21 protein-coding genes are annotated in these 25,189 nt (G+C 60.0%); 9 read left to right on the top strand and 12 right to left on the bottom strand.

Annotated features, from left to right (window positions below; translation table 11 throughout):
- Nucleotides 1-69 precede the first annotated feature (69 nt).
- From ACXAG8_RS11650 to ACXAG8_RS11640, 3 genes are all read left to right on the top strand, one after another.
- Entirely contained in the window at nt 70-1,293 is a 1,224-nt protein-coding gene (locus tag ACXAG8_RS11650) for a urate hydroxylase PuuD (RefSeq protein WP_475224572.1), read from the top strand.
- A 154-nt stretch (nt 1,294-1,447) separates the two neighbouring features.
- Nucleotides 1,448-3,253 carry an autotransporter assembly complex protein TamA gene (locus ACXAG8_RS11645; protein WP_475224565.1) on the top strand — a complete coding sequence of 602 codons (1,806 nt, stop codon included), beginning with the start codon at nt 1,448-1,450 and terminating at the stop codon, nt 3,251-3,253.
- Nucleotides 3,250-7,362, top strand: a complete 4,113-nt coding sequence (locus ACXAG8_RS11640) for a translocation/assembly module TamB domain-containing protein (RefSeq protein ID WP_475224560.1) — start codon at nt 3,250-3,252, stop codon at nt 7,360-7,362. Before ACXAG8_RS11645 ends, ACXAG8_RS11640 begins: the two co-directional genes overlap by 4 nt.
- A 71-nt stretch (nt 7,363-7,433) precedes the next feature.
- Here ACXAG8_RS11640 and fdhF read toward each other — a convergent pair whose 3' ends face one another.
- From fdhF to ychF, 5 genes are all read right to left on the bottom strand, one after another.
- Nucleotides 7,434-10,220 (bottom strand): formate dehydrogenase subunit alpha, encoded by a 2,787-nt coding sequence (gene fdhF, locus ACXAG8_RS11635; RefSeq protein WP_475224555.1) that lies wholly within the window; start codon nt 10,218-10,220, stop codon nt 7,434-7,436.
- A gap of 14 nt (nt 10,221-10,234) precedes the next feature.
- Nucleotides 10,235-11,938, bottom strand: a complete 1,704-nt coding sequence (locus ACXAG8_RS11630) for an NAD(P)H-dependent oxidoreductase subunit E (protein ID WP_475224549.1) — start codon at nt 11,936-11,938, stop codon at nt 10,235-10,237.
- An 81-nt stretch (nt 11,939-12,019) separates the two neighbouring features.
- Nucleotides 12,020-12,904, bottom strand: coding sequence for a LysR family transcriptional regulator (locus tag ACXAG8_RS11625; protein WP_475224546.1), 885 nt, complete (start codon nt 12,902-12,904; stop codon nt 12,020-12,022).
- Between the two features lie 89 nt (nt 12,905-12,993).
- On the bottom strand, nt 12,994-13,335 hold the full coding sequence (locus ACXAG8_RS11620) for a DUF1493 family protein (RefSeq protein ID WP_475224540.1): 342 nt from the start codon (nt 13,333-13,335) through the stop codon (nt 12,994-12,996).
- A gap of 112 nt (nt 13,336-13,447) precedes the next feature.
- Nucleotides 13,448-14,545 carry a redox-regulated ATPase YchF gene (ychF, locus tag ACXAG8_RS11615; protein ID WP_475224536.1) on the bottom strand — a complete coding sequence of 366 codons (1,098 nt, stop codon included), beginning with the start codon at nt 14,543-14,545 and terminating at the stop codon, nt 13,448-13,450.
- A gap of 209 nt (nt 14,546-14,754) precedes the next feature.
- Here ychF and ACXAG8_RS11610 point away from each other — a divergent pair, with 209 nt between their 5' ends.
- Together ACXAG8_RS11610 and trpA are read left to right on the top strand one after the other, a co-directional pair.
- Nucleotides 14,755-15,240, top strand: coding sequence for an acyloxyacyl hydrolase (locus ACXAG8_RS11610; RefSeq protein WP_475224529.1), 486 nt, complete (start codon nt 14,755-14,757; stop codon nt 15,238-15,240).
- A gap of 79 nt (nt 15,241-15,319) precedes the next feature.
- A complete protein-coding gene (trpA, locus tag ACXAG8_RS11605) occupies nt 15,320-16,111 on the top strand; it encodes a tryptophan synthase subunit alpha (RefSeq protein ID WP_475224526.1) in 792 nt (263 codons plus the stop codon).
- Between the two features lie 4 nt (nt 16,112-16,115).
- Here trpA and ACXAG8_RS11600 read toward each other — a convergent pair whose 3' ends face one another.
- On the bottom strand, nt 16,116-16,286 hold the full coding sequence (locus tag ACXAG8_RS11600; protein WP_475224522.1) for a hypothetical protein: 171 nt from the start codon (nt 16,284-16,286) through the stop codon (nt 16,116-16,118).
- On the opposite strand from ACXAG8_RS11600, the gene ACXAG8_RS11595 reads away from it, so the two are divergent.
- From ACXAG8_RS11595 to ACXAG8_RS11580, 4 genes are all read left to right on the top strand, one after another.
- On the top strand, nt 16,276-17,442 hold the full coding sequence (locus ACXAG8_RS11595) for an alpha-hydroxy acid oxidase (RefSeq protein WP_475224519.1): 1,167 nt from the start codon (nt 16,276-16,278) through the stop codon (nt 17,440-17,442). The two genes, ACXAG8_RS11600 and ACXAG8_RS11595, sit on opposite strands and share 11 nt — an antisense overlap.
- 247 nt (nt 17,443-17,689) lie before the next feature.
- Complete coding sequence (locus ACXAG8_RS11590; RefSeq protein WP_475224515.1) at nt 17,690-18,343, top strand: 50S ribosomal protein L25/general stress protein Ctc; 654 nt, start codon at nt 17,690-17,692, stop codon at nt 18,341-18,343.
- Nucleotides 18,344-18,504: 161 nt separating this feature from the next.
- The gene (pth, locus tag ACXAG8_RS11585; protein WP_475224512.1) at nt 18,505-19,188 is read left to right on the top strand and encodes an aminoacyl-tRNA hydrolase; all 684 of its coding nucleotides are present in this window, start codon (nt 18,505-18,507) and stop codon (nt 19,186-19,188) included.
- Between the two features lie 141 nt (nt 19,189-19,329).
- Entirely contained in the window at nt 19,330-19,707 is a 378-nt protein-coding gene (locus ACXAG8_RS11580; RefSeq protein WP_475224509.1) for a DUF2237 family protein, read from the top strand.
- Between the two features lie 65 nt (nt 19,708-19,772).
- On the opposite strand, the gene trpB is transcribed toward ACXAG8_RS11580, so the two are convergent.
- From trpB to ACXAG8_RS11550, 6 genes are all read right to left on the bottom strand, one after another.
- Nucleotides 19,773-21,020 carry a tryptophan synthase subunit beta gene (gene trpB, locus ACXAG8_RS11575; protein WP_475224506.1) on the bottom strand — a complete coding sequence of 416 codons (1,248 nt, stop codon included), beginning with the start codon at nt 21,018-21,020 and terminating at the stop codon, nt 19,773-19,775.
- 125 nt (nt 21,021-21,145) lie between these two features.
- Nucleotides 21,146-21,790 carry a phosphoribosylanthranilate isomerase gene (locus ACXAG8_RS11570; protein WP_475224501.1) on the bottom strand — a complete coding sequence of 215 codons (645 nt, stop codon included), beginning with the start codon at nt 21,788-21,790 and terminating at the stop codon, nt 21,146-21,148.
- Between the two features lie 9 nt (nt 21,791-21,799).
- A complete protein-coding gene (locus ACXAG8_RS11565; protein WP_475225378.1) occupies nt 21,800-22,150 on the bottom strand; it encodes a lipopolysaccharide assembly protein LapA domain-containing protein in 351 nt (116 codons plus the stop codon).
- A 7-nt stretch (nt 22,151-22,157) separates the two neighbouring features.
- Nucleotides 22,158-22,442 carry an integration host factor subunit beta gene (ihfB, locus tag ACXAG8_RS11560; protein ID WP_475224496.1) on the bottom strand — a complete coding sequence of 95 codons (285 nt, stop codon included), beginning with the start codon at nt 22,440-22,442 and terminating at the stop codon, nt 22,158-22,160.
- Nucleotides 22,443-22,714: 272 nt separating this feature from the next.
- Complete coding sequence (gene rpsA, locus ACXAG8_RS11555; RefSeq protein WP_475224490.1) at nt 22,715-24,391, bottom strand: 30S ribosomal protein S1; 1,677 nt, start codon at nt 24,389-24,391, stop codon at nt 22,715-22,717.
- A gap of 257 nt (nt 24,392-24,648) precedes the next feature.
- Complete coding sequence (locus ACXAG8_RS11550; RefSeq protein ID WP_475224487.1) at nt 24,649-25,176, bottom strand: hypothetical protein; 528 nt, start codon at nt 25,174-25,176, stop codon at nt 24,649-24,651.
- Nucleotides 25,177-25,189: the final 13 nt, after the last annotated feature.

Here is a 25,189-nt window from a genome sequence, read left to right as displayed (position 1 = left end):
GACAATATACGGGAATACCGAAGAAATGCCTGCTTGCCTAGTGTGAGGCGACGCAATCGGAGACCTCAAATGTACGACTTTGCCGTGTTCTGGGACTGGATGGCCTTTGCCGTGCGCTGGCTGCATGTCATCACCGCCATTGCCTGGATCGGATCGTCCTTTTATTTCATCGCGCTGGATCTTGGCCTGAACCGCGACATTCCCGGCCCGGCCGATGGCGAGGAATGGCAGGTCCATGGCGGCGGGTTCTATCACATCCAGAAGTATCTGGTCGCGCCCGAGCGGATGCCGGACCACCTGACATGGTTCAAATGGGAAAGCTATGCGACCTGGCTCAGCGGGGCGGGTCTGCTGATGATCATCTATTGGGTCGGCGGAGAGCTTTATCTGATCGACGCGCAAAAGGCTGATCTGGCCCTGTGGCAAGGCATCCTGATCTCGGCGGCCTCGTTGACCGTGGGGTGGCTGATCTACGATTTCCTTTGCAAGTCTGGCCTGGGAGAGCGCCCGACGCTGTTGATGGTTCTGTTGTTCTGCCTGCTGGTGGCGATGGGCTGGGGATATAACCAGATTTTCACCGGTCGCGCGATGATGCTGCATCTGGGCGCTTTCACCGCCACGATCATGACGGCAAACGTGTTTTTCATCATCATGCCGAACCAGCGCATCGTGGTGGATGACCTGAAAAACGGCCGCACACCGGACCCGAAATACGGCAAGATCGCCAAGCTGCGGTCGACCCACAACAATTACCTGACGCTGCCGGTCGTGTTCCTGATGCTGTCGAACCACTATCCGCTGGCCTTTGCGACCGAATACAACTGGATCATTGCCGCGCTGGTGTTCCTAATGGGGGTCACGATCCGGCACTATTTCAACACGCGCCACGCCCGCGCAGGCAACCCGACCTGGACCTGGCTGGTTACGGCACTGTTGTTCATTGCCATCATGTGGCTGTCCACCGCGCCGATGTACACACCCCTGGAAGAGGCCGAGGCACGGCCTCTCAGCGCCCATGAACAGAAATTCGCGGCCGCTGACGGGTTCGAAGAAGCGCATGATGTGGTGATGGGCCGGTGTTCGATGTGCCATGCCCGCGAACCCGTGTGGGAAGGGATCCTCTGGGCGCCCAAGGGGGTGCTTTTGGAAACCGAAGCCGATATCGCCCGCAATGCCCGGCAAATCTATTTGCAGGCCGGTGTCAGCCACGCGATGCCGCCCGCCAACGTGACCTATATGGAACCCGAAGACCGCCAAGCCATCATTCGGTGGGTTCGCAATGCCGGCCTATAGCGCCCCAACGCCCCAACACCCGAGGAAATCGCCACCGCGACCCTGAATTCCCTTCCCCTGCATGGGTTCAGATGTTCTAACATGTCTCAGGCAGACCGCCGCCAGCAAAGGCGCGGCGGGCGATTGTGTGAACAAGGGCGGGTGGAGCCATCTGATGCACAAAAGAGGCGCGCGCAGCGTACTGGCATGCTGGCTTTTTGGCGCATTGATCGCCAATGCGCCCTCGGCCTTGTTGGCCCTGGAAACATCTCTGGCTGCCCCCGGTGCCTCGAAGGACCTGACCAAACGGCTGGAAGAGGCATCGTCGATCATGACCGCCAAGTCACGCGGTCTGGACACTCCCCTTGAGGTGCTGTCGGCTGCGTTGTCGGATTATCGCACGATTGTGCAGATCATGTATGATGCCGGGTATTTTGCACCCGCGGTCAGCATCAAACTGGACGGAAAGGAAGCCGCCGATCTGAGTTCGCTCAGCGTTCCGGCCAAGATCAACCGGGCCAGAATCACGATCAAGACAGGGCCCGCCTTCACCTTTGGAACCGCCGTGGTTCAGCCGCTGGCGCCCGACACCGAATTGCCCGAACAATTTGCGTCGGGCAAACCCGCAACCACCGGAGCGATACAACAGGCCGCATCGGCCGGAGTGCAAGCCTGGAGGGATGCAGGTCACGCCAAAGCGTCCGTTGCAGATCAAGAAATCATCGCCCGTCACGCGCAGGCGCGGCTGGACGCGCGCATCGACCTGGCGCAGGGGCCGCGACTGAAATTCGGCAAGATGTACATCCATGGCGACACCGATGTCCGGCACCGCTCGATCGAAAAGATCGCGGGCTTCCCCACGGGCCAGGTCTATTCTCCGGCGGGCGTACAGAAGGTCGGGACCCGTCTGCGCCGGACCGGCACGTTCAACGTCGTGTCCATTCAGGAACGGGAAACGCCAAACCCCGACGGGACACTGGATTTCGACGCCACCTTCGAAGATATGCCCAAACGGCGCCTGACCTTTGGCGTTGAACTGGCATCGCGCGAGGGGTTGGACGTCACGGCGACCTGGACACACCGCAACGTGTTCCGGCGCGCCGAGAGGCTGCGGTTCGAAGCCGCGATCAGAAATATCGGCGGATCAGAGGATATCGACGGGCGCATCGGCCTGAGGCTGGATCAACCCGACCGCCTAGGCCCCGATGACAACACCTTTTGGAGCGCCCTTCTGGAACGGCGCAACACCGACAATTACAACGTCACCATTGCCTCGCTGGCCTATGGTGCGCGGCGGACATTCTCGGACCATCTCTATGCCGAGGCTTCGGCCGGGTTCCAATGGTCGGATGCGGATGACGCTTATGGCGACCGGCGCAAGTTCCGGTACTTTATCATCCCCTTCCGATCGGAATGGGACAAGCGTGACAGCAAGGTCAGCGCGACCCGTGGGTTTTACCTGGACAGCCAGATCATGCCTTTTGCGGGCCTGTCTGGAACGGATAGCGGAATTCGCATGTTCTTTGATGGCCGCGCCTATACCAGCTTTGGAACAGGCGGCGGCCTGGTCCTGGCAGGCCGTGTCCAGGTCGGGTCGGTCATCGGGCCACCCGCTGATGGCGTCACGCCGGATTTCCTGTTCTTCTCTGGCGGCGCGGGCACGGTTCGGGGCCAGCCTTATGAAAGTCTGGGCATTCCGGTCGGATCAGGCGTGGCAGGCGGGCGATCCTTTATCGGCCTGTCCGGCGAGGTCCGCGGGAAGGTCACGCAAAACCTGTCGCTGGTCGGTTTCTATGATTACGGCGTCGTGGATACGTCTTCGTTTATCGGGTCGGGGGCCGAAGACCATGCCGGGGCCGGGCTTGGCGTTCGGTATGACCTCGGCGGCTTTGGGCCTTTGCGGTTTGACCTGGCCTACCCGGTTTCGGGCGATACCGGGGACGGGCTGCAATTCTATCTTGGGATAGGACAGGCGTTTTGATCCGGCAACTTTCATATCCCGTCCTGATCTCGGCGCTGACCATCGGCCTGCCCGCGACGCTGACCGCGCAGGAAAGTGACGATACCGGCGGCGGAAGCATGCTTGAGAATTTCCTGCAGGACACCCTGTCGGGCGACGACAGGAATATCCGGGTGACCGGCCTGTCCGGCGCGCTGAGTTCACGGGCCACGATCGAGCAGATCACCGTGGCGGATGATCAAGGCATCTGGCTGACGATCCGCAACGCCGAGCTTGACTGGAACCGGCTGGCCCTGCTTCGGGGCCGGTTTTCGGTCAACGCCCTGATTGCTGAAGAAATCGACATCGCGCGAACGCCCGGACCCACGACCACCGATGACCCCGGCGCATCCGCCGAAACCCAACCCTTTCAGTTGCCCGACCTGCCTGTGTCCGTCGAAATCGGTGAGATCCGGGTCGATGACCTTTCACTGGGCGAACCGGTCATTGGCGTTGCCGCCGTTCTGGAAATGTCGGGGACGCTGACCCTTGCGGATGGCGCTTTGGACACCAAGCTGGACATCAACCGGCTTGACCGGGCGGGGGACACGATTGGCCTGATTGCCGGTTTCGAAAACACCTCGCGCGACATCACGCTTGATCTGACTGTCCAAGAGGCATCGGGCGGGTTGATCTCGACCGCGCTGAACATCCCCGATGCGCCACCGATCGGCCTGCGGGCCAAGGGGGCCGGTCCGGTGGACGATTTCACCGCCGACATCGCGCTCAGCAGCGACGGCACGGACCGGGTTTCGGGGCAGGTCCGCCTGCGTGCAGCCGACCAGGCGGGTCAGGCAAATAGTGCTGATGGCGATGGCATCGCCTTTACCGCCGATCTGGGCGGCGACCTGACGCCGTTTCTTGCCGAGGATCTGGACCCGTTCTTTGGAACGGACACCCGCCTTTACCTGAACGGTCAAACTGCATCCGACGGCGCGCTGGACATCCCCGACCTTGAACTTACATCCGAAGCGCTAAAGCTTGAAGGGCAGTTGAGCCTGGCCGCGGGCGGCATGCTGCGTCTGGCTGCAATCCAGGGGCGCATAACTCCACCCGGTGGGGCCAGCAGCGTCATCCTGCCCGTCGGCGCAGGGGACACATCCATCGGCGCGGCGCAATTGTCCGCCCTGTTCGACCATCGCAACGGAAACCTGTGGGACCTGAGCGTGACCGCCAACAAGGTGGCGACACCGCAACTGGTACTGGATCATGCCCGTATCGCGGGACAGGGCACGCTGGATCAGTCGGCTGGCCTGACTGTCGACGGCGATTTGCAAGCGGCGCTGGATGGAATTGCCCTGTCGGACGGCGCGTTGAACACCGCAATTGGCAACCGTGTCACCCTTGACGGGCAGTTCGCCTTTGGGGCCGATCAGTCTCTGCGCCTTTCGGGGTTCGAATTGGCCGGGTCCGACTACACGCTGGGCGCGGATGCCCTGGTCAGCGGTCTGTCCACCGGGTTGCAGGTCGACGGCTCGGCCACGCTGGCGGCCCGCGATCTGGCGCGTTTCTCTGACCTGGCCGGGTTGGATCTGGGCGGCAGCGCGCAGGCAAGCGTAACGGGCAAGGGTTCCCCCCTGGAAGGCAGCTTTGACGGCAAGCTCGTGGTCAATGGCAGGAACCTTGTCACCGGCCGAGATGATATCGACCCCGTCATCAAGGGCGAGACCGACATCGTGCTGGATGCCCGGCGCGGCACCGATGGCGTGACGATCCGCGACTTTTCCGTATCGGCAGCGGCGCTGACGGCACAGGCAAGCGGCGCCATAACAACCCCGGACGGGAACATGACCATTGACGGGCAGGCCCGCGTAAACGCGCGGGACCTTTCGGTTCTTTCGGGCCTGGCCAAGCGGGACCTTTCGGGCGCGGTGCAGGCGCGGCTTGATGGTCAGGGAACCGTTCAAACCCTGGAATTCGACGGCACGGCCGAGGTCGAAGGCATGGATGTACAGACCGGCATGGCACAATTCGACCCGCTGCTGACCGGCCAGACAAAGCTGCGTTTCGACGGGGCGCGGACCGGCGAGCGGATCGTCATTCGCGATGCAACCGTGAACGGCACCGCCCTGACCGCCCAGGTTCAGGCCACGATCGACGACCCCGCGGGGGCCTTGGCCGTCGATGGCCAGGCCAAGCTGGACGCGCCCGATCTGTCCTTGTTTTCGGGGATTGCCGGGCGCGACCTGTCCGGTTCCCTTTCTGCCGACCTGGCAGGGAATGGCGCGAGGGACAGCCGCCAATTCGACATCAAGGGCAATGTCACGGCCAATGATCTTGCGTCAGGTATCGAAGCGGTAGACAAATTGATCCAGGGGCAGACGACATTGCGCGTTGACGCCCAGAACAACGATGACGGGCTGAATATCCGGGCATTCCGCCTGAAAGGCACCGCCCTGAGCGCCAGCGCATCCGGCCGCCTTGACCAACAGGCAGGTGGGTTGAATTTCTCGGTCGCCCTTGATGATCTGAACCGTGTCTCGGGCACGCTATCGGGGCCTTTGAAACTGGACGGCAATGTCGCCCCAACCGGCAATGGGCTGTCAGGAAACGCCAAGTTGCAGGGGCCCGACAGCTCTTATGCCACCCTGGTCGGAGAGGTCACGACCGACGGCGCCGCCGATCTGGATTTCGACGCGCAATTCAACCGTATTGAACGTTTCGTCCCCGAGTTTCCCGGCAGCCTGTCCGCCAAGGGCAGCGCCAAACGCAAGGCGGGCGTCTGGACGATTGATGCAACCGCCGCGGGCCCGGCCGAGATCACCAGCACAGTGGCCGGAACATTCGACGAAACCTCTGGCGAGGCTGACCTGAAGGCGCAAGGCGGCGTCAACATAGGTATCGCCAACACGTTCATTTCGCCCAACAAGATCGAAGGCAATGCCCGGTTTGACCTGACCCTGAAGGGTGCGCCAGCGCTGGATTCGCTGCGCGGAACAGTCACGACCAGTGGCACGTCGATGGCCATTCCCAGCATCGGGCAGACCATCACCGGGATTGGCGGATCGGTTGAGTTTGCACAAAGCAGGGCTACGGTCGGCCTCAAGGGTCAGATGCGGGCGGGCGGCAATTTCACGGTTTCCGGGCCTGTGGACCTGACCCCGCCCTTCAACGCCCAGGTCACGACCGCGCTCAACAACCTCGTCCTGACGGACAACCTGCTTTATGAAACGACGTTGAACGGTCAGGTCGCCATGACCGGGGCCCTGACCGGAAACAGCTCGATCGCGGGGCAAATCAACTTTGGCGACACCAATATCAACCTCGCCGCCGCGTCCGGTGCGGTGGGCGCAGCGCCGATCCCGGATATCGAACATGTGAATGAACGCCGGGCCAGCTTTGTCACGCGCGAACGTGCCCAACTGGTCAAAACCGAAGGCGAAACCAAAAGTGCTTCGCGCATTTCGCTGGATGTCGGGCTGGTGGCCCCCAAGGCCGTGTTTGTGCGGGGGCGTGGCGTGAATGCCGAATTGGGTGGCCGTATCCATATCGGTGGCACGACCTCTTCCGTCGTGCCTTCGGGGCAGATCGAATTGATCCGGGGCAATATCGACATTCTCGGACGCCGGTTGGCGTTGACCAAGGGGATCGTCACCCTGCAGGGCGACCTGACGCCTTATATCGAATTTGCATCATCAACCAGCACCTCTGATGGCACCGCGACCATCGAAATCGCCGGTCCGCTGGATTCGCCCGAGGTGGACGTGTTTTCCGACCCCGAACGCCCGGCCGAAGAAGCCCTGGCCATGCTGCTTTTTGGCAACCGGTTTTCGGAACTGTCGCCCTTTGTCATCGCTCAGATGGCCGCCTCGCTTGCGCAACTCAGCGGCGCAGGGGGGGATGCAACCAAGGGGCTTCGCGATTCGACCGGCGTCGACACGGTTGATATCGGCGCGACCGAGGGCGGCGCCGGGCGTCTTGGCGCCGGGGCGTATCTAAGCGACAACCTTTACACCGATTTCACGGTCAACACCGAGGGCGATACCGAGGTGAACCTGAACCTTGACGTCACCGACAATTTCACGGTTCGCGGAACCGTGGACGGTAAAGGTGAAACAGGCATCGGTATCTTTTTCGAACGCGATTACTAAGACCTGCGCGCCCATCGGTCGGACTGGTCAGAGCGGCCCGTCAGGGCCGCCCCGGTCATACGCATCCCGACCTACTCGGCTGCAATTGCGTCGTCGATCTTGTCCACGCGGATGGCCGAGAACTTGAACTCGGGGATTTTGCCATAAGGGTCGATGGCCGAGTTGGTCAGGATGTTCGCCGCCGCCTCGACATAGGCGAAGGGGATGAACACCATATCTTCGGCAATCGCCCGGTCGGCCCGCACCATGATCTCGATCGAGCCACGGCGGGTGGTCAGACGGATCATCTCACCCGGTTCAATGCCCATCAGTTTCAGCGTGCGGGGATTCATCGAACAGTTCGCTTCCGGTTCCACGGCGTCCAGAACGTTGGACCGACGGGTCATCGACCCGGTGTGCCAATGTTCAAGCTGGCGACCCGTGGTGGCGATCATCGGGTATTCGTCATCCGGTGCCTCATCCGGCGGGATGACACTGGCCGGCGTGAACCGGGCGCGCCCGTCGGCCCTTGGGAAGCCATCGCCGAACACGATCGGCTGCCCCGGATCGGTCTCGGACAGCGAGGGATAGGTGATGGTCTCGGTCTCAAGCCGGTCCCAGGTGATGTTGTCGAGCGAGTTCATCGTCAGCTTCATCTCGGCAAAGACCTGAGATACATCCGTGTAATCCCAGTTCAGACCGATCCGCTGTGCCAATTCGACCGTGATCTTCCAATCCTCGCGTGCCTCACCCGGAGGGGTCACGGCGGGTCGCACACGCTGCACCTGACGGTTGGTGTTCGACACGGTGCCGTTCTTTTCATAAAGCGCCGAGGCAGGCAGGATGATATCGGCATAGTTCGCCGTTTCCGTCAGGAAGATATCCTGCACGATCATCAGCTCCAGCTTGGCCAGCGCCTCGCGCGCGTGGCCAACATCGGGGTCGGACATGGCCGGGTTTTCGCCCTGAATATACATGCCCTTGATGTTGCCCGCATAGGCTTGGTCGATGATCTCGGTGACGGTCAGCCCCTTCTCGTTCGAGAAATCACGCTCATCATTCCACACATTGTTGAACTTGGCGCGGATGCTGTCATCGGTGACAGACTGATAATCCGGCAAGAACATCGGGATCAGGCCCGCATCCGAGGCGCCCTGTACGTTGTTCTGACCGCGCAACGGGTGCAGACCTGCGCCCGGCTTGCCGACATTACCAGTCATCAAAGCCAGCGAGATCAGACAGCGTGAGTTATCCGTGCCGTGGATATGCTGGCTGACGCCCATGCCCCAAAAGATCAGACCGGCCTTGGCCTGCGCAAAAGTGCGCGCAACGCGGCGCAGCTGATCCGGTTCGATGCCGCAGATCGGGGCCATCGCCTCGGGCGTGAAGGCGCGCAGATGCTCTTTCTCGGCTTCCCAGTTCTCGGTCCAGCGGTGGATGTACTGGCTGTCATACAGTTCCTCTTCGACGATCACATTCATGATCGCGTTGAGCATCGACACGTCGGCCCCCGGACGGAATTGCAGCATTTCGTCGGCAAACTTGCGCATACCAACGCCGCGCGGGTCCATCACGATCAGCTTACCGCCGCGTTTGGTGAACTGTTTGAAATAGGTGGCCGCGACGGGGTGGTTTTCAATCGGGTTGGCCCCGATGATGATCGCCACATCCGCGTTTTCGATCTCGTTGAAGGTCGCGGTCACCGCGCCCGAGCCGACGTTTTCGATCAGAGCCGCAACGGACGACGCGTGGCACAGACGGGTGCAGTGATCGACATTGTTGTGGCGGAACCCCTGTCGGATGAACTTCTGGAACAGGTACGCTTCTTCGTTGGTGCATTTGGCCGAGCCAAAGCCCGCAACGCTGCGCGGGTCTTGATCGCGCAGCGCCATCAGCTTGGTGGCGGCCAGATCCATCGCCTCTTCCCACGTCGCTTCGCGGAAATGGGTGTCCAGATTGCCCGGATCAACGTTCAGACCCTTGGCCGGCGCATCCTCGCGCCGGATCAGCGGCGTGGTCAGGCGGTGCGGGTGGTGGATGTAGTCAAAGCCAAAGCGGCCTTTGACACACAGCCGACCTTCGTTGGCCGGGCCGTTGATGCCCTCGACATATTTGACTTTGCCGTCCTTGACCTTCAGCGAGACTTTGCAGCCCACGCCGCAGAACGGGCAGACGCTTTCGGTTTCGCTGTCGTAGTCCTTACTGTCACCCTTCTGCTGGTCGTCCAGCACGGTGGCAGGCATCAGCGCGCCGGTTGGGCAGGCCTGAACGCATTCACCACAGGCCACACAGGTTGAATCGCCCATCGGGTCGTTCTGGTCGAACACTACCTGAGCCGTATGCCCACGACCTGCCATGCCGATCACGTCATTCACCTGCACGTCCCGGCAGGCCCGGACGCAGAGGTTGCAGTTGATACAGGCGTCCAGATTGACACGCATCGCAACATGGCTGTCATCCAGCAACGGAATTTTTTCGACTTCTTTTGCCGGGAAACGGCTGTCGCTGACATCGTTCAGCTTGGCCATATCCCAGAAATGGCTGGACACGTCATGCGGCTGTTCGGGTTGGTCGGCGACCAGCAGTTCCATCACCAACGCGCGCGATTTCTCGGCACGATCTGTGTCGGTCTTGACCACCATGCCTTCCGCCGCAGGACGGATGCACGAGGCGACCAGCGTGCGCTCGCCTTCGACCTCGACCATACAGGCGCGGCAGTTGCCGTCGGGTTTATACCCCGGCTGCGGCTTGTGGCACAGGTGCGGGATCGTGAACCCCTGCCCCTTGGCGGCTTCCCAGATGGTCCAGCCCTCGGGCACGGTGACATCCTCGCCGTTCAGGTTGAAGGTGACGGTCTTGTTCGGGCTTGCATCAAGCATGGCTCTGTCTCCCTTCAGATTTCGTCAGCGAAATGTTTCATGACCAGGCGGATCGGGTTCGGGGCCGCCTGCCCCAGACCGCAGATCGAGGCGTCGCCCATGACCTGGCACAGGTCTTCCAGCAAGTCCTGATCCCACTTCTCGGCCTGCATCAGTTTCACCGCCTTTTCGCAGCCCGCCCGGCAGGGCGTACACTGGCCGCAGCTTTCATCCTCGAAGAAGCGCAGCATGTTCAGCGCCGCGTCGCGCGCAGTATCCTGATCGGACAGAACCACGACGGCGGCCGAGCCGATAAAGGTGCCATGCGGTTGCAACGTGTCGAAATCCAACGGGATGTCATCCATCGACGCGGGCAGCAGGCCCGAGGACGGGCCACCCGGCTGATACGCCTTGAAGGTCTGCCCATCGGCCATGCTACCGGCAGCCTCAATCACATCCAGAATGGTCGAACCGGCAGGCAGCAGGTAAACACCCGGCTTGGCCACCCGGCCCGAAACCGAATAGCTGCGCAGTCCCTTGCGGCCATTCTTTTCGGTACTGTTAAGGCATTCCGGCCCTTCGCGGCACACTTTGGTGACCCAATAGAGTGTCTCGACATTATGCACCAAGGTCGGGCGATTGAAGATGCCAACCTGCGCCACGAACGGAGGACGGTGACGCGGCAGGCCCTTTTTACCTTCGATCGACTCGATCATCGCGGATTCTTCACCGCAGATATACGCACCGGCACCCCGGCGCAGGTCGATATAGCCCGGCGCGACGATCCCCGCCTGCTCCAGCGCCGCAATCTCAGCCGCCAGAATTTCCAGCACCGCCGGATATTCGTCACGCATGTAGATAAAACAGGTTTCAGCCTCGACCGCCCATGCGGCGATCAGCATGCCCTCAAGAAAGACATGCGGCGTGCGCTCAAGATAGTAGCGGTCCTTGAACGTGCCGGGCTCGCCCTCGTCCCCGTTGACGGCCAGATAACGCGGGCCTTCGTTCATGCGAACAAAGCCCCATTTCTTGCCCGACGGAAAACCAGCACCGCCCAGACCACGCAGGCCCGAGGACAGGACGTCTTCCTGGACCTTTTCCCAATCGCCACCTTCGCGCAGTTCTTTCAGCTTGGCGTAACCGCCTTTGGCCTCATAGGCGGCAAAGGTTTCGTAATCGGGCAGATGGGCATGGGTGTCACCAGCGGCAATCGCCGCCTGCACCTTTTCAGGCGTCGCGTGGTCGATGTGGTTATGACCGATCTCAAGCACCGGAGCGGTATCGCAACGGCCCATGCACGGCGCACGCACCACGCGGACCTCGGACGGGTCCAGACCGTCCTCAAGCGCTTTTTGCAACTGCTGGGCACCGGCCATCTCGCAGGACAGGGAATCACAGACCCGGATGGTCAGCGCGGGCGGAGGGGTCTCGCCTTCTTTCACCACGTCGAAATGGGCGTAGAAGGTCGCGGTTTCATAAATCTCGGCCTGGCCGATCCGCATTTCGACCGCCAGGGCGGCAATGTGGTCGGCGCTGATATGGCCGTGCGCGTCCTGAATCAAATGCAGGAATTCGATCAGCAGGTCACGGCGGCGCGGGCGGTCACCCAGCAGGCGCGTGATTTCAGCCTGCGCCTCATCCGTGAACTGACGGCCTTTGGGCGTGTGCCGCCCTTTACCTTTACCTGACTTCCAGACGCCCTTGGGTGCGCCTGATGGCTTGGTATCTAGTGGTGCCATGATGCCCTCCGATCAAGGCTCGTGTCTCATCAGGCTACGATATCGTCAAATCGTCAAATCCAATCACACGATAACGACACCTTATAACCGCAAAGACGTCACCACAGCGCGCAAAGCGGCGACCGTGGGCAGTTCCGGGTCGCGGGACAGGGTCGCCAGACAAATCGGTTTGCTGACAACGGGATCGACCAGTGGCAGCACCTTTGTCCCCTTCAGATCGCCCAGCGCACGCACCAGCACGCGGGGCACGACGGTGGCCGCCAACCCCTCGTGCGCCATCACCATCGAGGCAGTAAAGCCACTGGTTTCGGCAACAATATGCGGATGCAGGCCCTGTTCGGCGAATATCCGGTCAAGGATGCGGCGGTTCTGCATTTGCGGTTCAAGCAGGCTGATCGGAAAGTCGGCCACCTTTGCCCACGGAATCGGGCCGGTCTCGTCGGTCATATGTGTCGGCACCAGCAACACATAGGTCTCTTCATACAAAGGCTGCACCTGGCGCAGGTCCGTTCCGATACTGTCGCCATAGGTGATGCCTGCATCCAGACTGCCTTCGTCCAGCCGGTGCTGGATGGCGGTGGCTGACATTGTCTCGATCCGGGTTACGATACGGGGATGGGCCTGGTTCAGGCGCTTGACCAAACGGCCGGTAAAGGCAATCGCCGTCGGGATCACACCCAGGATCAACGTGCCGCTGATTTCGCCCCGCGTGGCCAGAACCTGCTGTTCCAGCGCCTTGGCATCGTCAAGGATACGCCGGGCGCGGCGGACGATCATCTCGCCTTCTTCGGTCAGACCCTGAAACCGGTTGGCCCGGCGAACGATGGACACGCCCAGCCGGTCCTCAAGATTGCGGATGCGCATCGAGAACGCGGGCTGCGAAATCCCGCATTCCTCGGCCGCCTTGGCAAAATGACGGTGCCGCGCCAAGGCGCTAAGGAGCTGGAGGTCGCGGATTTCGATCATGCAGTAGAAGCTCCACGTATTATCAAGATTGCAGATCAAGGATTATAGCTGGCTGGACCAATGCGCGATACAACTTGCATTGCGTCCAACTATGACCCGGGTTCGCACCATATTCGGGTTTTGACGGTTTTCACCAAGTCTGAAATCTCTAGCCGAACTATGTCGTGATCCAACCTCTTGCCCTGAAGAAAACACCGCAAGTGATAAAACGGATTGTATGGTGCCTCAGGGCCGAAATAGCGGGCACTATCCACACCACCAATGTCGATTTCAAATTCATTTGCAATAGCTTGCAATAACTCGGCACCATCGTCGCCCGCCACGCCGAAATCGTGGAATAGAGAAGAACCTTCGTGTAACTTGGAAGGATCAACTCCAACCATATCCGAGATCAAACTGATCAGTTTCTCAGAATCCTGACTGTCAGACAATTCAAGCTCCAGTTTCTGGGGAACGCACAACCACAAACAACGCAAAATCGCAGCGCAAGCAACGCAATTCCTCGGCGTCCACCAAAAACAGAGCGATGAATAGAGGTTATGATCAGGTGTTGAACAAAAAGTGCATCACATCGCCATCCTTGACGATGTAGCCCTTACCCTCAGCCCGCATCTTGCCTGCCTCTTTCGCACCCTGCTCACCGTTCGCGGCGATGTAATCGTCATAGGCGATGGTCTCAGCCCGGATGAAGCCTTTTTCAAAATCCCCATGGATCACGCCGGCGGCCTGCGGCGCGGCGGTGCCGGTGCGGATGGTCCAGGCGCGGGCCTCTTTCGGGCCGACGGTGAAGTAGGTTTCCAGCTTGAGCAGGTCGTAACCGGCGCGGATCAGACGGTCGAGGCCGGGCTCTTCCAGACCCATCTCGCTTAGGAACATCTCAGCCTCGTCCTCTTCCAGCAGGCTGATCTCTTCTTCGATCTTGGCGCTGATGATGACGTGGGAATTGCCCTGTGCCGCCGCCATTTCGGCGACTTTCGCCGAGTATGCGTTGCCTTCGGCGGCTTCTTCTTCGGACACGTTGCAAACATAAAGCACCGGCTTGGTGGTCAAAAGTTGCAGCATCTTCCACGCTTTGGCGTCTTCGTCGGACACTTCGACCAGACGCGCGGGCTTGCCGCTTTCCAGCATTTCCTGCGCCTCGGCCAGCAGACGGTCCTGTTGCTGTGCTTCCTTGTCGTTGCCCTTCAGCTTGCGCACCAGATTGGCGCGGCGCTTTTCGATGCTTTCCAGATCGGCAAGCATCAGCTCGGTCTCGATCGTGTCGGCATCGGCGACGGGGTCAACGCGGCCGTCCACATGGGTCACATCGCCATCTTCGAAACAACGCAGCACATGGGCAATTGCGTCGGTCTCGCGGATATTGGCCAGGAACTGGTTGCCCAGTCCTTCGCCCTTGGACGCGCCTTTGACCAGCCCCGCGATGTCCACGAATGTCATCCGCGTCGGAATGACCTGTTTCGAACTTGCAATCGCCGCCAGCTTGTCCAGCCGGTCATCCGGCACGGCCACATCGCCCACATTGGGTTCAATCGTGCAGAACGGGAAATTCGCCGCCTGCGCGGCCGCGGTTTTGGTCAGCGCATTGAACAAGGTCGACTTGCCGACATTCGGCAGACCCACGATTCCCATCTTAAAGCCCATGACGGCCTCCTGCTTAGCATACGACCGCAGCTTCTATGCGCGTCGGGTGCGATGCGCAAGCAGTGCAAATCGGCGGAATCTACCCATTTGCAACCGAGTCCAATTGGCCACATCACGAGAATGTATGAACGTCGTGCACTTGTTTGCGTTGAAAACGTCCAACAGGACTTCCTAGTTAGGGAAACCAAACAACTACTAAAGAGCACCACATGAAAGCCCCATTGACCCTGATCGCGCTGCTGACCCTTGCATCCACCGCGCAGGCGCAATCCATCATCGTTGGCGCAGGCTACGCGGATTATTCCGACAGCCAATCCGTGGATCAGGCGATTTTTTCACTGGAATACCAGCACAAACCGTTTCACCAAGCGACCCGGTTCAGCGCCACTTGGGGCGGCGCGGTATCCGTTGACGAGGACGGAGATACCCATGTCGGCCTGGGGTTGATCGGTGTCTATACATTTGCCGACCGCTGGTTTGTCGAGGGCAGTGTCATGCCCGGATACTATGACGACTCCAACGCATTGAACGACCTTGGCGGCAGCTTTCAGATCCGCAGCCTTCTGGGTGTGGGCTATACCTTGAACAGCAACAACAAGGTGTCCGTTGCGATCACCCATAAATCCAACGCCAGCACGCAAGAGGAAAACCCGGGCGTCAACGCCGTGCTCTTGCGATACCACCACGCCTTCTGAGGTCACACGGCAGGAGCGGGATTGATTTTCCGGCAAAGTTTCTGCACATCAGGTCGAAACCTGATCGCAAGGACATCCGATGACCCGTATCGACGCCAAGTTCTCTGACCTCAGAGCCCGGGGGAAAAAGGCCTTCGTTGCCTATATCATGGCAGGAGACCCCGATTACGAGACCTCGCTTGAGATCCTCAAGGGGCTTCCCGGCGCCGGTGTGGACGTGATCGAGCTTGGCTTGCCCTTTACCGACCCGATGGCCGATGGACCCACCATTCAGGCGGCGGGTCAAAGGGCGCTGGATGGCGGCATGACCCTGCAACGGACCCTGGACCTGGCGCGGGCGTTTCGGGAAACCGACAACACGACACCCATTGTCCTGATGGGCTATTACAACCCGATCTACAGCCGCGGGGTCGACACCTTTCTGTCAGACGCCAAGGACGCCGGGATCGACGGGTTGATCGTGGTGGACCTGCCCCCCGAAGAAGACGCCGAACTGTGCCTGCCCGCGCAGGCGGCCGGGCTGAACTTCATCCGATTGGCGACCCCGACGACCGATGACGCGCGTCTGCCCCGAGTGCTTCAGAACACGTCAGGCTTTGTCTACTATGTCTCGATCACCGGTATAACAGGGTCGGCCGAAGCCCAGGCCACCGATGTCGGGCCAGAAGTGGCCCGGATCAAGGCCGCGACGGATTTGCCGGTCATCGTCGGCTTTGGCATCAACAGCCCGGAAAAATCGCGCAACATAGCCAGCGTTTCCGATGGTGCCGTGGTCGGGTCTGCAATCGTCAGCAAAGTCGCCGACGGCAATTCGGTTTCCGACGTGCTGGCCTTTGTGAAATCGCTTTCAGACGGCGCCCACAGCGCCTGACGCATCACCACGACAGACCGACATCTTGTGCAATCGCCGCGAAACCAGCTTTCGCGGCGATTTTGCCTTGCGGCCTGCCATTTCGGGTGCGCGCTTCTGTGTCGTTGCGCAGCTTGGCGCAGATTGGTAAGAAAACATAACCAAAATCAGCCAAGGCCGGACACATGCCCGTCATCACCAACATCCAAGACCTGAAGCGGATTTACGAACGGCGCGTGCCGCGCATGTTTTATGACTACGCCGAAAGCGGCAGCTGGACCGAACAGACCTTTCGCGAAAACAGCTCGGACTTTGAAGACATCCGCCTTCGGCAAAAAGTGGCTGTCGACATGTCAGGGCGATCCACCGCGTCGCAGATGATCGGACAGGATGTCTCGATGCCGGTCGCGCTGGCGCCCGTGGGCCTGACCGGGATGCAACACGCCGACGGAGAGATGAAGGCCGCGAAGGCCGCACAGGAATTTGGGGTGCCCTTCACGCTGTCGACCATGTCCATCAATTCGATCGAAGACGTCGCGGAACACACAAAGGCGCCCTTCTGGTTCCAGCTCTACACAATGAAGGACGACGATTATGTCAGCCGCCTGGTCCAGCGGGCCAAGGATGCCAATTGCTCGGCTCTGGTCATCACGCTGGACCTTCAGATCCTCGGGCAAAGACACAAAGACCTGAAAAACGGGCTTTCGGCGCCCCCAAAACTCACGGCCAAAACAATAGCCAACCTCATGACCAAATGGGCATGGGGCATCGAGATGCTGGGGGCCAAACGACGCGAGTTCGGCAACATTGTCGGCCATGTCCAAGGGATATCGGATGCGTCCTCGCTGGGCGCATGGACCGCCGAACAATTCGACCCCAGCCTGGATTGGGGCAAGGTCGAAAAACTTATGGAGCAATGGGGAGGCAAGGTCATCCTCAAGGGCATACTGGATGCGGACGACGCGAAAATGGCCGCCAAGCTCGGGGCCGACGCGATTGTGGTATCAAACCATGGCGGACGGCAGCTGGATGGTGCACTCAGTTCCATTCGCGTGCTGCCCGAGATCATGGACGCGGTCGGCGGCGACATCGAAGTCCATCTGGACAGCGGCATCCGGTCGGGCCAGGACGTTCTGAAGGCGCTGGCCCTTGGCGCCACAGGCACATATATCGGCCGCGCCTTCGTCTATGGATTGGGGGCCATGGGTCAGCAAGGGGTAATGACAGCCCTTGAAATCATACAGAAAGAGCTGGACACGACGATGGCCTTGTGCGGCGAAAGAAACGTCGGGGATCTGGGGCGGCATAACCTCTTGGTCCCGCGTGATTTCGGAGGCTCCTGGCAGGAGTGATCCGTGGTCAATTGGGGGCTTTGCCCCCGCCACCCTTCGGGTGACTCCCCCAGGATATTTCTGGCCAGATGAAGCAGCGGATCCTTCATTCATCTGGCTGAAAATATCCCGGAGCGCGAGGCAGAGCCTCGCAAAAAGACAATCTTAGGATTACCCCTTTCCAAAGTCCATGAATCGCGTTAAGGACGCCGCTTCACGCGGGCATACAGCCTTGGAGGATGCCCGCCCTAACATTTGGAGATTTATCATGGCTGGTGAGATTCCTGATCTCGTAGCTCTGGAACGGACGGGGACAGGCAAGGGCGCCGCTCGTCAAGCACGCCGCGACGGCATGGTTCCGGGCATCGTTTTTGGCGGCGACGCGGACCCGTTGCCGATTCAAATTCCGTTCAATGAACTGTTCAAGCGTTTGAAAGCTGGCCGGTTCAAGTCCACCTTGTGGAACCTGAAAGTCGAAGGTCATGATGACGTGCGCGTCATCTGCCGCGACGTCCAGCGCGACGTTGTCAAGGATCTGCCGACCCACCTGGACCTGATGCGCCTGCGTCGGACCACCAAGATCGCCCTGTTCATCCCGGTGGAATTCGTCAACGAAGAAGAGGCCCCCGGCATCAAAAAGGGCGGCGTTCTGATGGCTGTTCGCCCCGAGGTCGAGCTGGTTTGCACCGCGGGCGATATTCCCGAAAAGCTGGTTGTGGACCTGACCGGCATGAATATCGGCGACGTGGTCACCATTTCGTCCATCGATCTGCCCGGTGGCACCAAACCGACCATCGATCGTGACTTCGTGATCGCCAACATCTCGGCGCCTTCGGGTCTGGCCTCTTCGGATGATGAAGACGAGGGTGACGCGGAAGCAGATGTAGCGGCGGATGCAGTCGAGGTTGTCGGCGAAGAATAAGCGCCGTTCAATCGCAAAAAAGAAAGAAACAGGGCCTGACGCGGCCCTGTTTTTTTGTTTCCTGCCCCGACTGCGCGGCCGCGCTATGCGAACCCGGCTGGATTTTGGTCTGGTTTCGGGGCATGACAACACCAAGATCGTCAAAACCCGCGGGGCCAGAAATGAAGTTGTTTGTCGGCTTGGGAAATCCCGGACAGAAATACGCGCGCAACCGCCACAACATTGGCTTTATGGCCGTGGACCGTTTGGCCGATGATCATGGCTTTGGCCCGTGGAAATCCAAATTTCAGGGCGCGATGTCCGAAGGACGGCTGGGCGACCAAAAGGTCCTGCTGCTGAAGCCCGGCACTTTCATGAACCGCTCGGGCCAATCTGTTGGCGAGGCGATGCGGTTCTTCAAGCTGACCTCGGTGGATGTGACCGTTTTCCACGACGAGCTGGACCTGGCGCCGGGCAAGGTTCGCGTCAAGGCGGGCGGCGGACATGCCGGTCATAACGGGCTGCGGTCCATCCACGACCATATCGGTGCGGCCTATGACCGGGTCAGGTTGGGGATCGGACATCCCGGACGCAAGGAAATGGTGTCCGCTTATGTTCTTGGTGATTTTGCGAAGGCGGACGCGGAATGGCTGGATGCAGTATTGTGGGGCCTGTCGGACGGGGCGCAATTCCTTGCCCAAGGTGATCCGGGCAAGTTCATGAACGCGGTCGCATTGCGTACGGCCCCGCCCAGGTCATCCAAGTCCGAACGTCCTGCTGAGCCGATCGCACAGTCATCGCAAGCCCCTGTTGAGGAACCCGATGACCGAACGCCAATGCAAAAGCTGATGGACAAGTTCCGGTAACATCCGTCCACCTGCCCGCCGCAGGCTTGGGTGTTGGCTTCAACCGCCAACTTCGCGACAAGAAGTCCTTTGTGCGGTGCGAAATAGGTGCGGCGGGGTCAAACTGCTGCCAATTCAGCGGAAAGCCTGTAATCTGCCCCTATGCAAAAGCAAGACAGCATCAACGTTCTGGGCGGCGTTCTGGCCCCCTGTTCCCGCACACCGCTGACCGGGTTCTTTCGCGATGGCGCCTGTAATACCTGCCCCGAAGATCAGGGCAGTCACACGGTCTGTGCCGTCATGACCGCCGAATTCCTGGCATATTCCAAATATGTGGGAAATGACCTGAGCACACCTCGGCCCGCGTTTGACTTTCCGGGCCTGAAACCCGGCGACAGCTGGTGCCTGTGCGCCAGCCGGTTCCTGCAGGCACATGACGAAGGTTGCGCGCCGCTGGTTCATCTGAACGCAACCCATCAAAGGGCGCTGGAAATCGTCCCGCTCCGCATTCTGTCGCTCTATTCGACCGAAAGGTCATGAACACGGCCCCAAGCCCGCCCAGCCGACGGACGCCAAACGTTCCTGAAATCGGGCCGCAGGCGGCTTTAGCCTGCGGTGCGGCCTTCGGTGTCTGACATGTCAAAGTTCAGATACTTGGCGACGGTTTGCACGTCCTTGTCGCCGCGGCCACACATGTTCATGCAGATCAGGTGATCCTTGGGCAGATCGGGCGCGATTTTCATCACATGCGCCAGCGCGTGGCTGGGCTCAAGTGCCGGGATGATGCCCTCGGTGGCGCAGCACAGCTGGAACGCCTCCAGCGCCTCGGTATCGGTGATCGAGACATATTGCGCGCGACCGATATCGTGCAGCCAGGAATGTTCGGGGCCGATGCCGGGATAATCCAGACCCGCCGAGATCGAATAACCTTCGAGGATCTGCCCATCATCGTCCTGCAACAGATAGGTGCGGTTGCCATGCAGAACGCCCGGACGACCGCCGGTCAGCGAAGCGCAATGCTCCATCTTTTCGTTCACGCCCTTGCCGCCTGCTTCGACGCCGATGATGTTGACGGATTTGTCATCGAGGAACGGGTAGAACAGGCCCATCGCGTTCGAGCCACCGCCGATTGCGGCTATGATGGTGTCGGGAAGGCGACCCTCGGCCTTCATCATCTGTTCCTTGGCTTCCTTGCCGATGATCGACTGAAAATCGCGAACCATGGCCGGGTACGGGTGCGGGCCAGCCACGGTGCCGATGCAATAGAACGTGTCGCGCACATTGGTCACCCAGTCGCGCAGCGCGTCGTTCATCGCGTCCTTCAGCGTGCCTCTGCCGCTTGTCACCGGAATAACCTCGGCCCCCAGCAAGCGCATGCGGAACACGTTCGGCGCCTGGCGCTGTACGTCATGGGCGCCCATATAGACCACGCATTTCAGCCCGAACTTGGCGCAAACCGTCGCGGTGGCCACGCCGTGCTGCCCTGCCCCGGTCTCGGCAATGATTCGGGTCTTGCCCATGCGCCGCGCCAGGATGATCTGGCCCAGCACGTTGTTGATCTTGTGCGCGCCGGTATGGTTCAGCTCGTCACGTTTCAGATAGATCTTCGCGCCACCCAGATGGTCGGTCAAACGTTCCGCAAAGTAGAGCGGCGAAGGCCGCCCCACATAGTTGGCCCAAAGGTCGTCCATCTCGGCCCAGAAACTCGGGTCATCCTTGGCCTTTTCGTATTCTTCCTCAAGCGACAGGATCAGCGGCATCAGCGTTTCGCTGACAAACCGACCGCCAAAAATGCCAAACCGGCCCTGTTCATCCGGGCCGGACATGAAAGAGTTGAAAAGATCGTTGGCCATGGGTGTCTCCGTCGTCTTACCGGTTGTTCATAGGGGCTGGATGCAGGATTTGCCATGCCAAAACGCATCGCACCCGCGCCGGGGCTGCGAGGGTAGCGAAGCCAATCGATACCCGGCGGCGGTAACTATCGGGCGGCCTTGATAAACGCCCGGATCAGGTCCGGGTCTTTGCAGCCCGGACGGCTTTCGACGCCCGAGGATACATCGACCTGACGCGCCCCCGTCATCCGGATTGCCTCGGCCACGTTTTCAGGCGTCAGGCCGCCTGCCAACATCCAGGGTTTCCGCCAGTACTTGCGACCTGCAAGCAGGCGCCAGTCGAACGCCAGGCCATTGCCACCGGGCAATACGGCGTCGCGGGGTGGTTTCGCGTCTATCAGCAACTGGTCCGCAACTTCGGAAAACTGATCGATCTGCGCCAGGTCCGAGGCATCGGACACCCCGATGGCCTTCATCACCGGCAACCCATAGCGGCGCGCCACTTCGGCCACCCTTTCGGGGGTCTCTGACCCGTGCATTTGCAACATGTCCAGGGGAACCGTTTCGACGATTTCATCCCAGGTTTCATTCGTTGCATTCACCGCCAGCGCCACCTTGGCAACCCCGGGCGGCACGGCACCAGCCAAAACCGCCGCCGATTGCGGCGTCACGAAACGCGGTGACTTTTCAAAGAAGTTGAACCCCAGATACCGCGCACCCGCCGTGACGGCTGCGGTGACCTGATCGGCGGCGATCAGGCCGCAGATTTTTACACTGACATCGCCTGACATGGCCGGGCCTCAGCTTGCCTCGTCCAGCAGGGCAAGAACGTCGTCTTGACCTTCGTTTTGCTTTTTCTTGAGCTTCTTGACCTCGCGCTCAAGCTTGCGCACTTCGGTCTGTTTGACCGTGGCGTCGCGGCGGTGCTTGTGTTCGCGCAGCCATTCCCACAGGAAACCGATGATCAGGCCAGCGACAACGCCGCCAAGAACCACCAGGAAAAGCGGCAGCGATGTTGTCAGGTTAAAGCCCAGAAGTTCGGACAGCGGGTCCGGCATGAGCTTGAGTTCCACCAGTTGGCGGTTGGCCAGCGAGACCGAGACCAGAAGGATCCCAAGCGTCACAAGAAAAGCGTAGCGAAGATAGCGCATCATGAGGTCATGCTTTACCGTTCAAACGGTCCCTGAGCAACTTGCCTGTCTTGAAAAAGGGAACTGATTTTTCCTCGACCTGCACGGTTTCGCCGGTCCTTGGGTTTCGACCGATCCGGGCGTCCCTTTTCTTGACCGAAAACGCACCAAATCCACGCAGTTCGACCCGGTCACCGCGTGCCATCGCGTCTGTCACCTCTTCGAACACGGTATTGACGATCCGCTCAACGTCCCGCTGATAAAGATGCGGATTTTCATCGGCTATTTTCTGAATCAGTTCTGAACGGATCATGTGCGCTACCCTCCCAGGCGACCGGTTAACCATGCCTATTGTTCTGGACAGTATAGGAAAAAACCCGGATCGGGGGAATCTAAACTCTGCCGCTGCACCCTTCATTTTGGTGCAAACTCATCAAATATTTTGCTTGCATGCACGATTTGCTCTGCAGATGGGCAAGCCGGGCCACCAAATGGCTGATGATTTGGAACGCCTTGATTCGCAACAAAAACGGCCCCGCACTGATGTGCGAGGCCGAAATTTTTCGCTGATGATCAGCCTTGGGTTTAGTCGCCGGATTTCAGCGCGGCACCCAGGATATCGCCCAGAGATGCGCCCGAGTCCGAGGAACCGTACTGTTCGACGGCTTCTTTCTCTTCTGCGATCTCGCGTGCCTTGATCGACAGGCCCAGACGGCGTGTCTTGCTGTCGACATTGGTGACACGGACGTCGATCTTGTCACCGGTCGAGAAACGCTCGGGGCGCTGCTCGGCACGGTCGCGGCTCAGGTCGGAACGACGGATGAACGACTTCATGCCTTCGTATTCGACCTCGATGCCGCCATCTTCGATTGCGGTCACTTCGACGGTGATGATCGAGCCACGCTTCACGCCGCCCACGGCTTCGGCGAACTTGTCACCGCCCAGGGCTTTGATCGACAGCGAGATACGCTCTTTTTCAACGTCAACTTCCGAGACAACCGCCTGAACGACGTCGCCCTTGCGGTAGTTCTGGATGGCATCTTCGCCACGCTCGTCCCACGACAGGTCGCTGAGGTGAACCATGCCGTCGATGTCGCCTTCGAGACCAATGAACAGACCGAATTCGGTGATGTTCTTGACTTCGCCTTCGACCTCGGTGCCCTCGGGGTGCGTTTCTGCAAACACTTCCCACGGGTTGCGCATGGTCTGTTTCAGGCCCAGAGACACGCGACGCTTGGCGCCGTCGATTTCCAGAACCATGACGTCGACTTCCTGGCTGGTCGAAACGATCTTGCCGGGGTGGACGTTTTTCTTGGTCCAGGACATCTCGGACACGTGCACCAGACCTTCGACACCGGCTTCCAGCTCGACGAACGCGCCGTAGTCGGTGATGTTGGTGACGCGACCCTGATGAACCGAGCTCAGCGGGTATTTCGCAGCAACCAGATCCCACGGATCTTCTTGCAGCTGCTTCATGCCCAGGCTGATGCGGTGGGTTTCTTTGTTGATCTTGATGACCTGAACCTTGATGGTTTCGCCGATCGTCAGGATCTCGGACGGGTGGTTCACGCGGCGCCATGCCATGTCGGTGACGTGCAGCAGGCCGTCAACGCCGCCCAGGTCAACAAATGCACCGTATTCGGTGATGTTCTTGACGACACCCTCGACGGTCTGACCTTCGGACAGGTTGCCGATAACCTCGGCACGCTGTTCGGCACGCGATTCTTCCAGGATTGCGCGGCGCGACACAACGATGTTGCCACGGCGGCGGTCCATTTTCAGAATCTGGAACGGCTGCTTCAGACCCATCAGCGGGCCAGCGTCGCGCACGGGGCGCACGTCAACCTGCGAACCGGGCAGGAACGCAACTGCGCCACCCAGATCGACGGTAAAGCCACCTTTGACGCGACCAAAGATTGCACCTTCGACGCGCTGGTCGTCGGCATATGCTTTTTCCAGACGGTCCCATGCTTCTTCGCGGCGGGCCATCTCGCGCGAGATGACGGCTTCGCCACGGGCGTTTTCTGCGGCGCGCAGGTAAACTTCGACCTCGTCACCAGCAGCGATTTCAGGGGCTTCGCCGGGATTTGCGAATTCTTTCAGATCAACGCGGCCTTCCATTTTGTAGCCTACGTCGATGATGGCTTGGCCGGCTTCGATCGCCAGAACCTTGCCTTTGACAACAGAACCCTCTTCGGGCGTGTCCATTTCGAAGCTTTCGTTAAGGAGGGCTTCGAATTCCTCCATGGATGCGTTAGCCATGTGGCGTTGTTTTCCTTTACAGTACGTTTTTGCTGGCCGAGCGGTTGTCTCCGCCGGTCTTAATGGATTGGTCAGACGATCTGACTTAGTGCCCAAAACAAAGAGGGCCGGTTGGTTCCGACCCTGCTCGTCTCATTGTTTTATGGCTCAAATCGCCTTGTCGACGCGCGCTCTATAGCGGGTTCGGCACGGTGCTGCAAGTCAAAGGGGGAAATAGGCGATCCAACCTGCATTTTCTGGCCGGGACCGGGCAGGCCTCAGATCTCTTCGCCTTTTTTCAGCAAATCCTCGATCAATTCGCGCTGAAGATTGTTGCTGTCGCCGCCCCCGAATTGCTGCGCCCCGCCAGAATAAAGCGACCCATAGGTCTTGGCGATATTCACGGTTTGCGCCAACCCGGAAATCAGCTGATCTTTCTCCAGCGGCGACAGGGGATGAATAAAGACCGCCCACAAGGTTTCGTTGGCAATCGCATAGCGGGCGTCCAATGCGCTGTCGAAATTGGCCTGCATCATGCGCTGCAAATCCTGCGCACCAAGCCCCCCGGCCCCCCGGATGGGAACCATGGCACGCATGCGGTCTGCGTTGGTATCGGTGATCACCAGAACGGGAACACCCGAAACGGTCAACTGAAACCCCGGTCCTTGCGGTTGCGCATCCGGGTCGATTGCAAAAATGATCTTGCCCAGACGTTCATAGGTCATGGGCGGTTCGGGCGTGTCCTGCGCCTCTTGCGCGGCAAGGGTACCGGCCAGAAAAATCATCAAAAGGGCTGTTCTGATCATCGCATCGCTCCTG

It is taken from the genome of Ruegeria sp. ABD4_443, from assembly GCF_056160865.1.
Note: the sequence above shows the minus strand (reverse complement) of the source record. Positions and strands in the feature narration are given on the sequence as shown.

Excerpts from the sequence above, each read along its gene's own strand:
- trpB (WP_475224506.1), bottom strand. The coding sequence starts at position 21,020 with ATGGCCAACGATCTTTTCAACTCTTTCATGTCCGGCCCGGATGAACAG.
- ACXAG8_RS11630 (WP_475224549.1), bottom strand. The coding sequence starts at position 11,938 with ATGGCACCACTAGATACCAAGCCATCAGGCGCACCCAAGGGCGTCTGG.
- ACXAG8_RS11600 (WP_475224522.1), bottom strand. The coding sequence starts at position 16,286 with ATGACGGGCATGTGTCCGGCCTTGGCTGATTTTGGTTATGTTTTCTTA.
- ACXAG8_RS11565 (WP_475225378.1), bottom strand. The coding sequence starts at position 22,150 with ATGCGCTATCTTCGCTACGCTTTTCTTGTGACGCTTGGGATCCTTCTG.
- ACXAG8_RS11650 (WP_475224572.1), top strand. The coding sequence starts at position 70 with ATGTACGACTTTGCCGTGTTCTGGGACTGGATGGCCTTTGCCGTGCGC.
- ACXAG8_RS11570 (WP_475224501.1), bottom strand. The coding sequence starts at position 21,790 with ATGTCAGGCGATGTCAGTGTAAAAATCTGCGGCCTGATCGCCGCCGAT.
- ACXAG8_RS11580 (WP_475224509.1), top strand. The coding sequence starts at position 19,330 with ATGCAAAAGCAAGACAGCATCAACGTTCTGGGCGGCGTTCTGGCCCCC.
- fdhF (WP_475224555.1), bottom strand. The coding sequence starts at position 10,220 with ATGCTTGATGCAAGCCCGAACAAGACCGTCACCTTCAACCTGAACGGC.
- pth (WP_475224512.1), top strand. The coding sequence starts at position 18,505 with ATGAAGTTGTTTGTCGGCTTGGGAAATCCCGGACAGAAATACGCGCGC.
- ihfB (WP_475224496.1), bottom strand. The coding sequence starts at position 22,442 with ATGATCCGTTCAGAACTGATTCAGAAAATAGCCGATGAAAATCCGCAT.
- ACXAG8_RS11590 (WP_475224515.1), top strand. The coding sequence starts at position 17,690 with ATGGCTGGTGAGATTCCTGATCTCGTAGCTCTGGAACGGACGGGGACA.
- ychF (WP_475224536.1), bottom strand. The coding sequence starts at position 14,545 with ATGGGCTTTAAGATGGGAATCGTGGGTCTGCCGAATGTCGGCAAGTCG.
- ACXAG8_RS11550 (WP_475224487.1), bottom strand. The coding sequence starts at position 25,176 with ATGATCAGAACAGCCCTTTTGATGATTTTTCTGGCCGGTACCCTTGCC.
- rpsA (WP_475224490.1), bottom strand. The coding sequence starts at position 24,391 with ATGGCTAACGCATCCATGGAGGAATTCGAAGCCCTCCTTAACGAAAGC.
- ACXAG8_RS11645 (WP_475224565.1), top strand. The coding sequence starts at position 1,448 with ATGCACAAAAGAGGCGCGCGCAGCGTACTGGCATGCTGGCTTTTTGGC.
- ACXAG8_RS11610 (WP_475224529.1), top strand. The coding sequence starts at position 14,755 with ATGAAAGCCCCATTGACCCTGATCGCGCTGCTGACCCTTGCATCCACC.
- ACXAG8_RS11625 (WP_475224546.1), bottom strand. The coding sequence starts at position 12,904 with ATGATCGAAATCCGCGACCTCCAGCTCCTTAGCGCCTTGGCGCGGCAC.
- trpA (WP_475224526.1), top strand. The coding sequence starts at position 15,320 with ATGACCCGTATCGACGCCAAGTTCTCTGACCTCAGAGCCCGGGGGAAA.
- ACXAG8_RS11595 (WP_475224519.1), top strand. The coding sequence starts at position 16,276 with ATGCCCGTCATCACCAACATCCAAGACCTGAAGCGGATTTACGAACGG.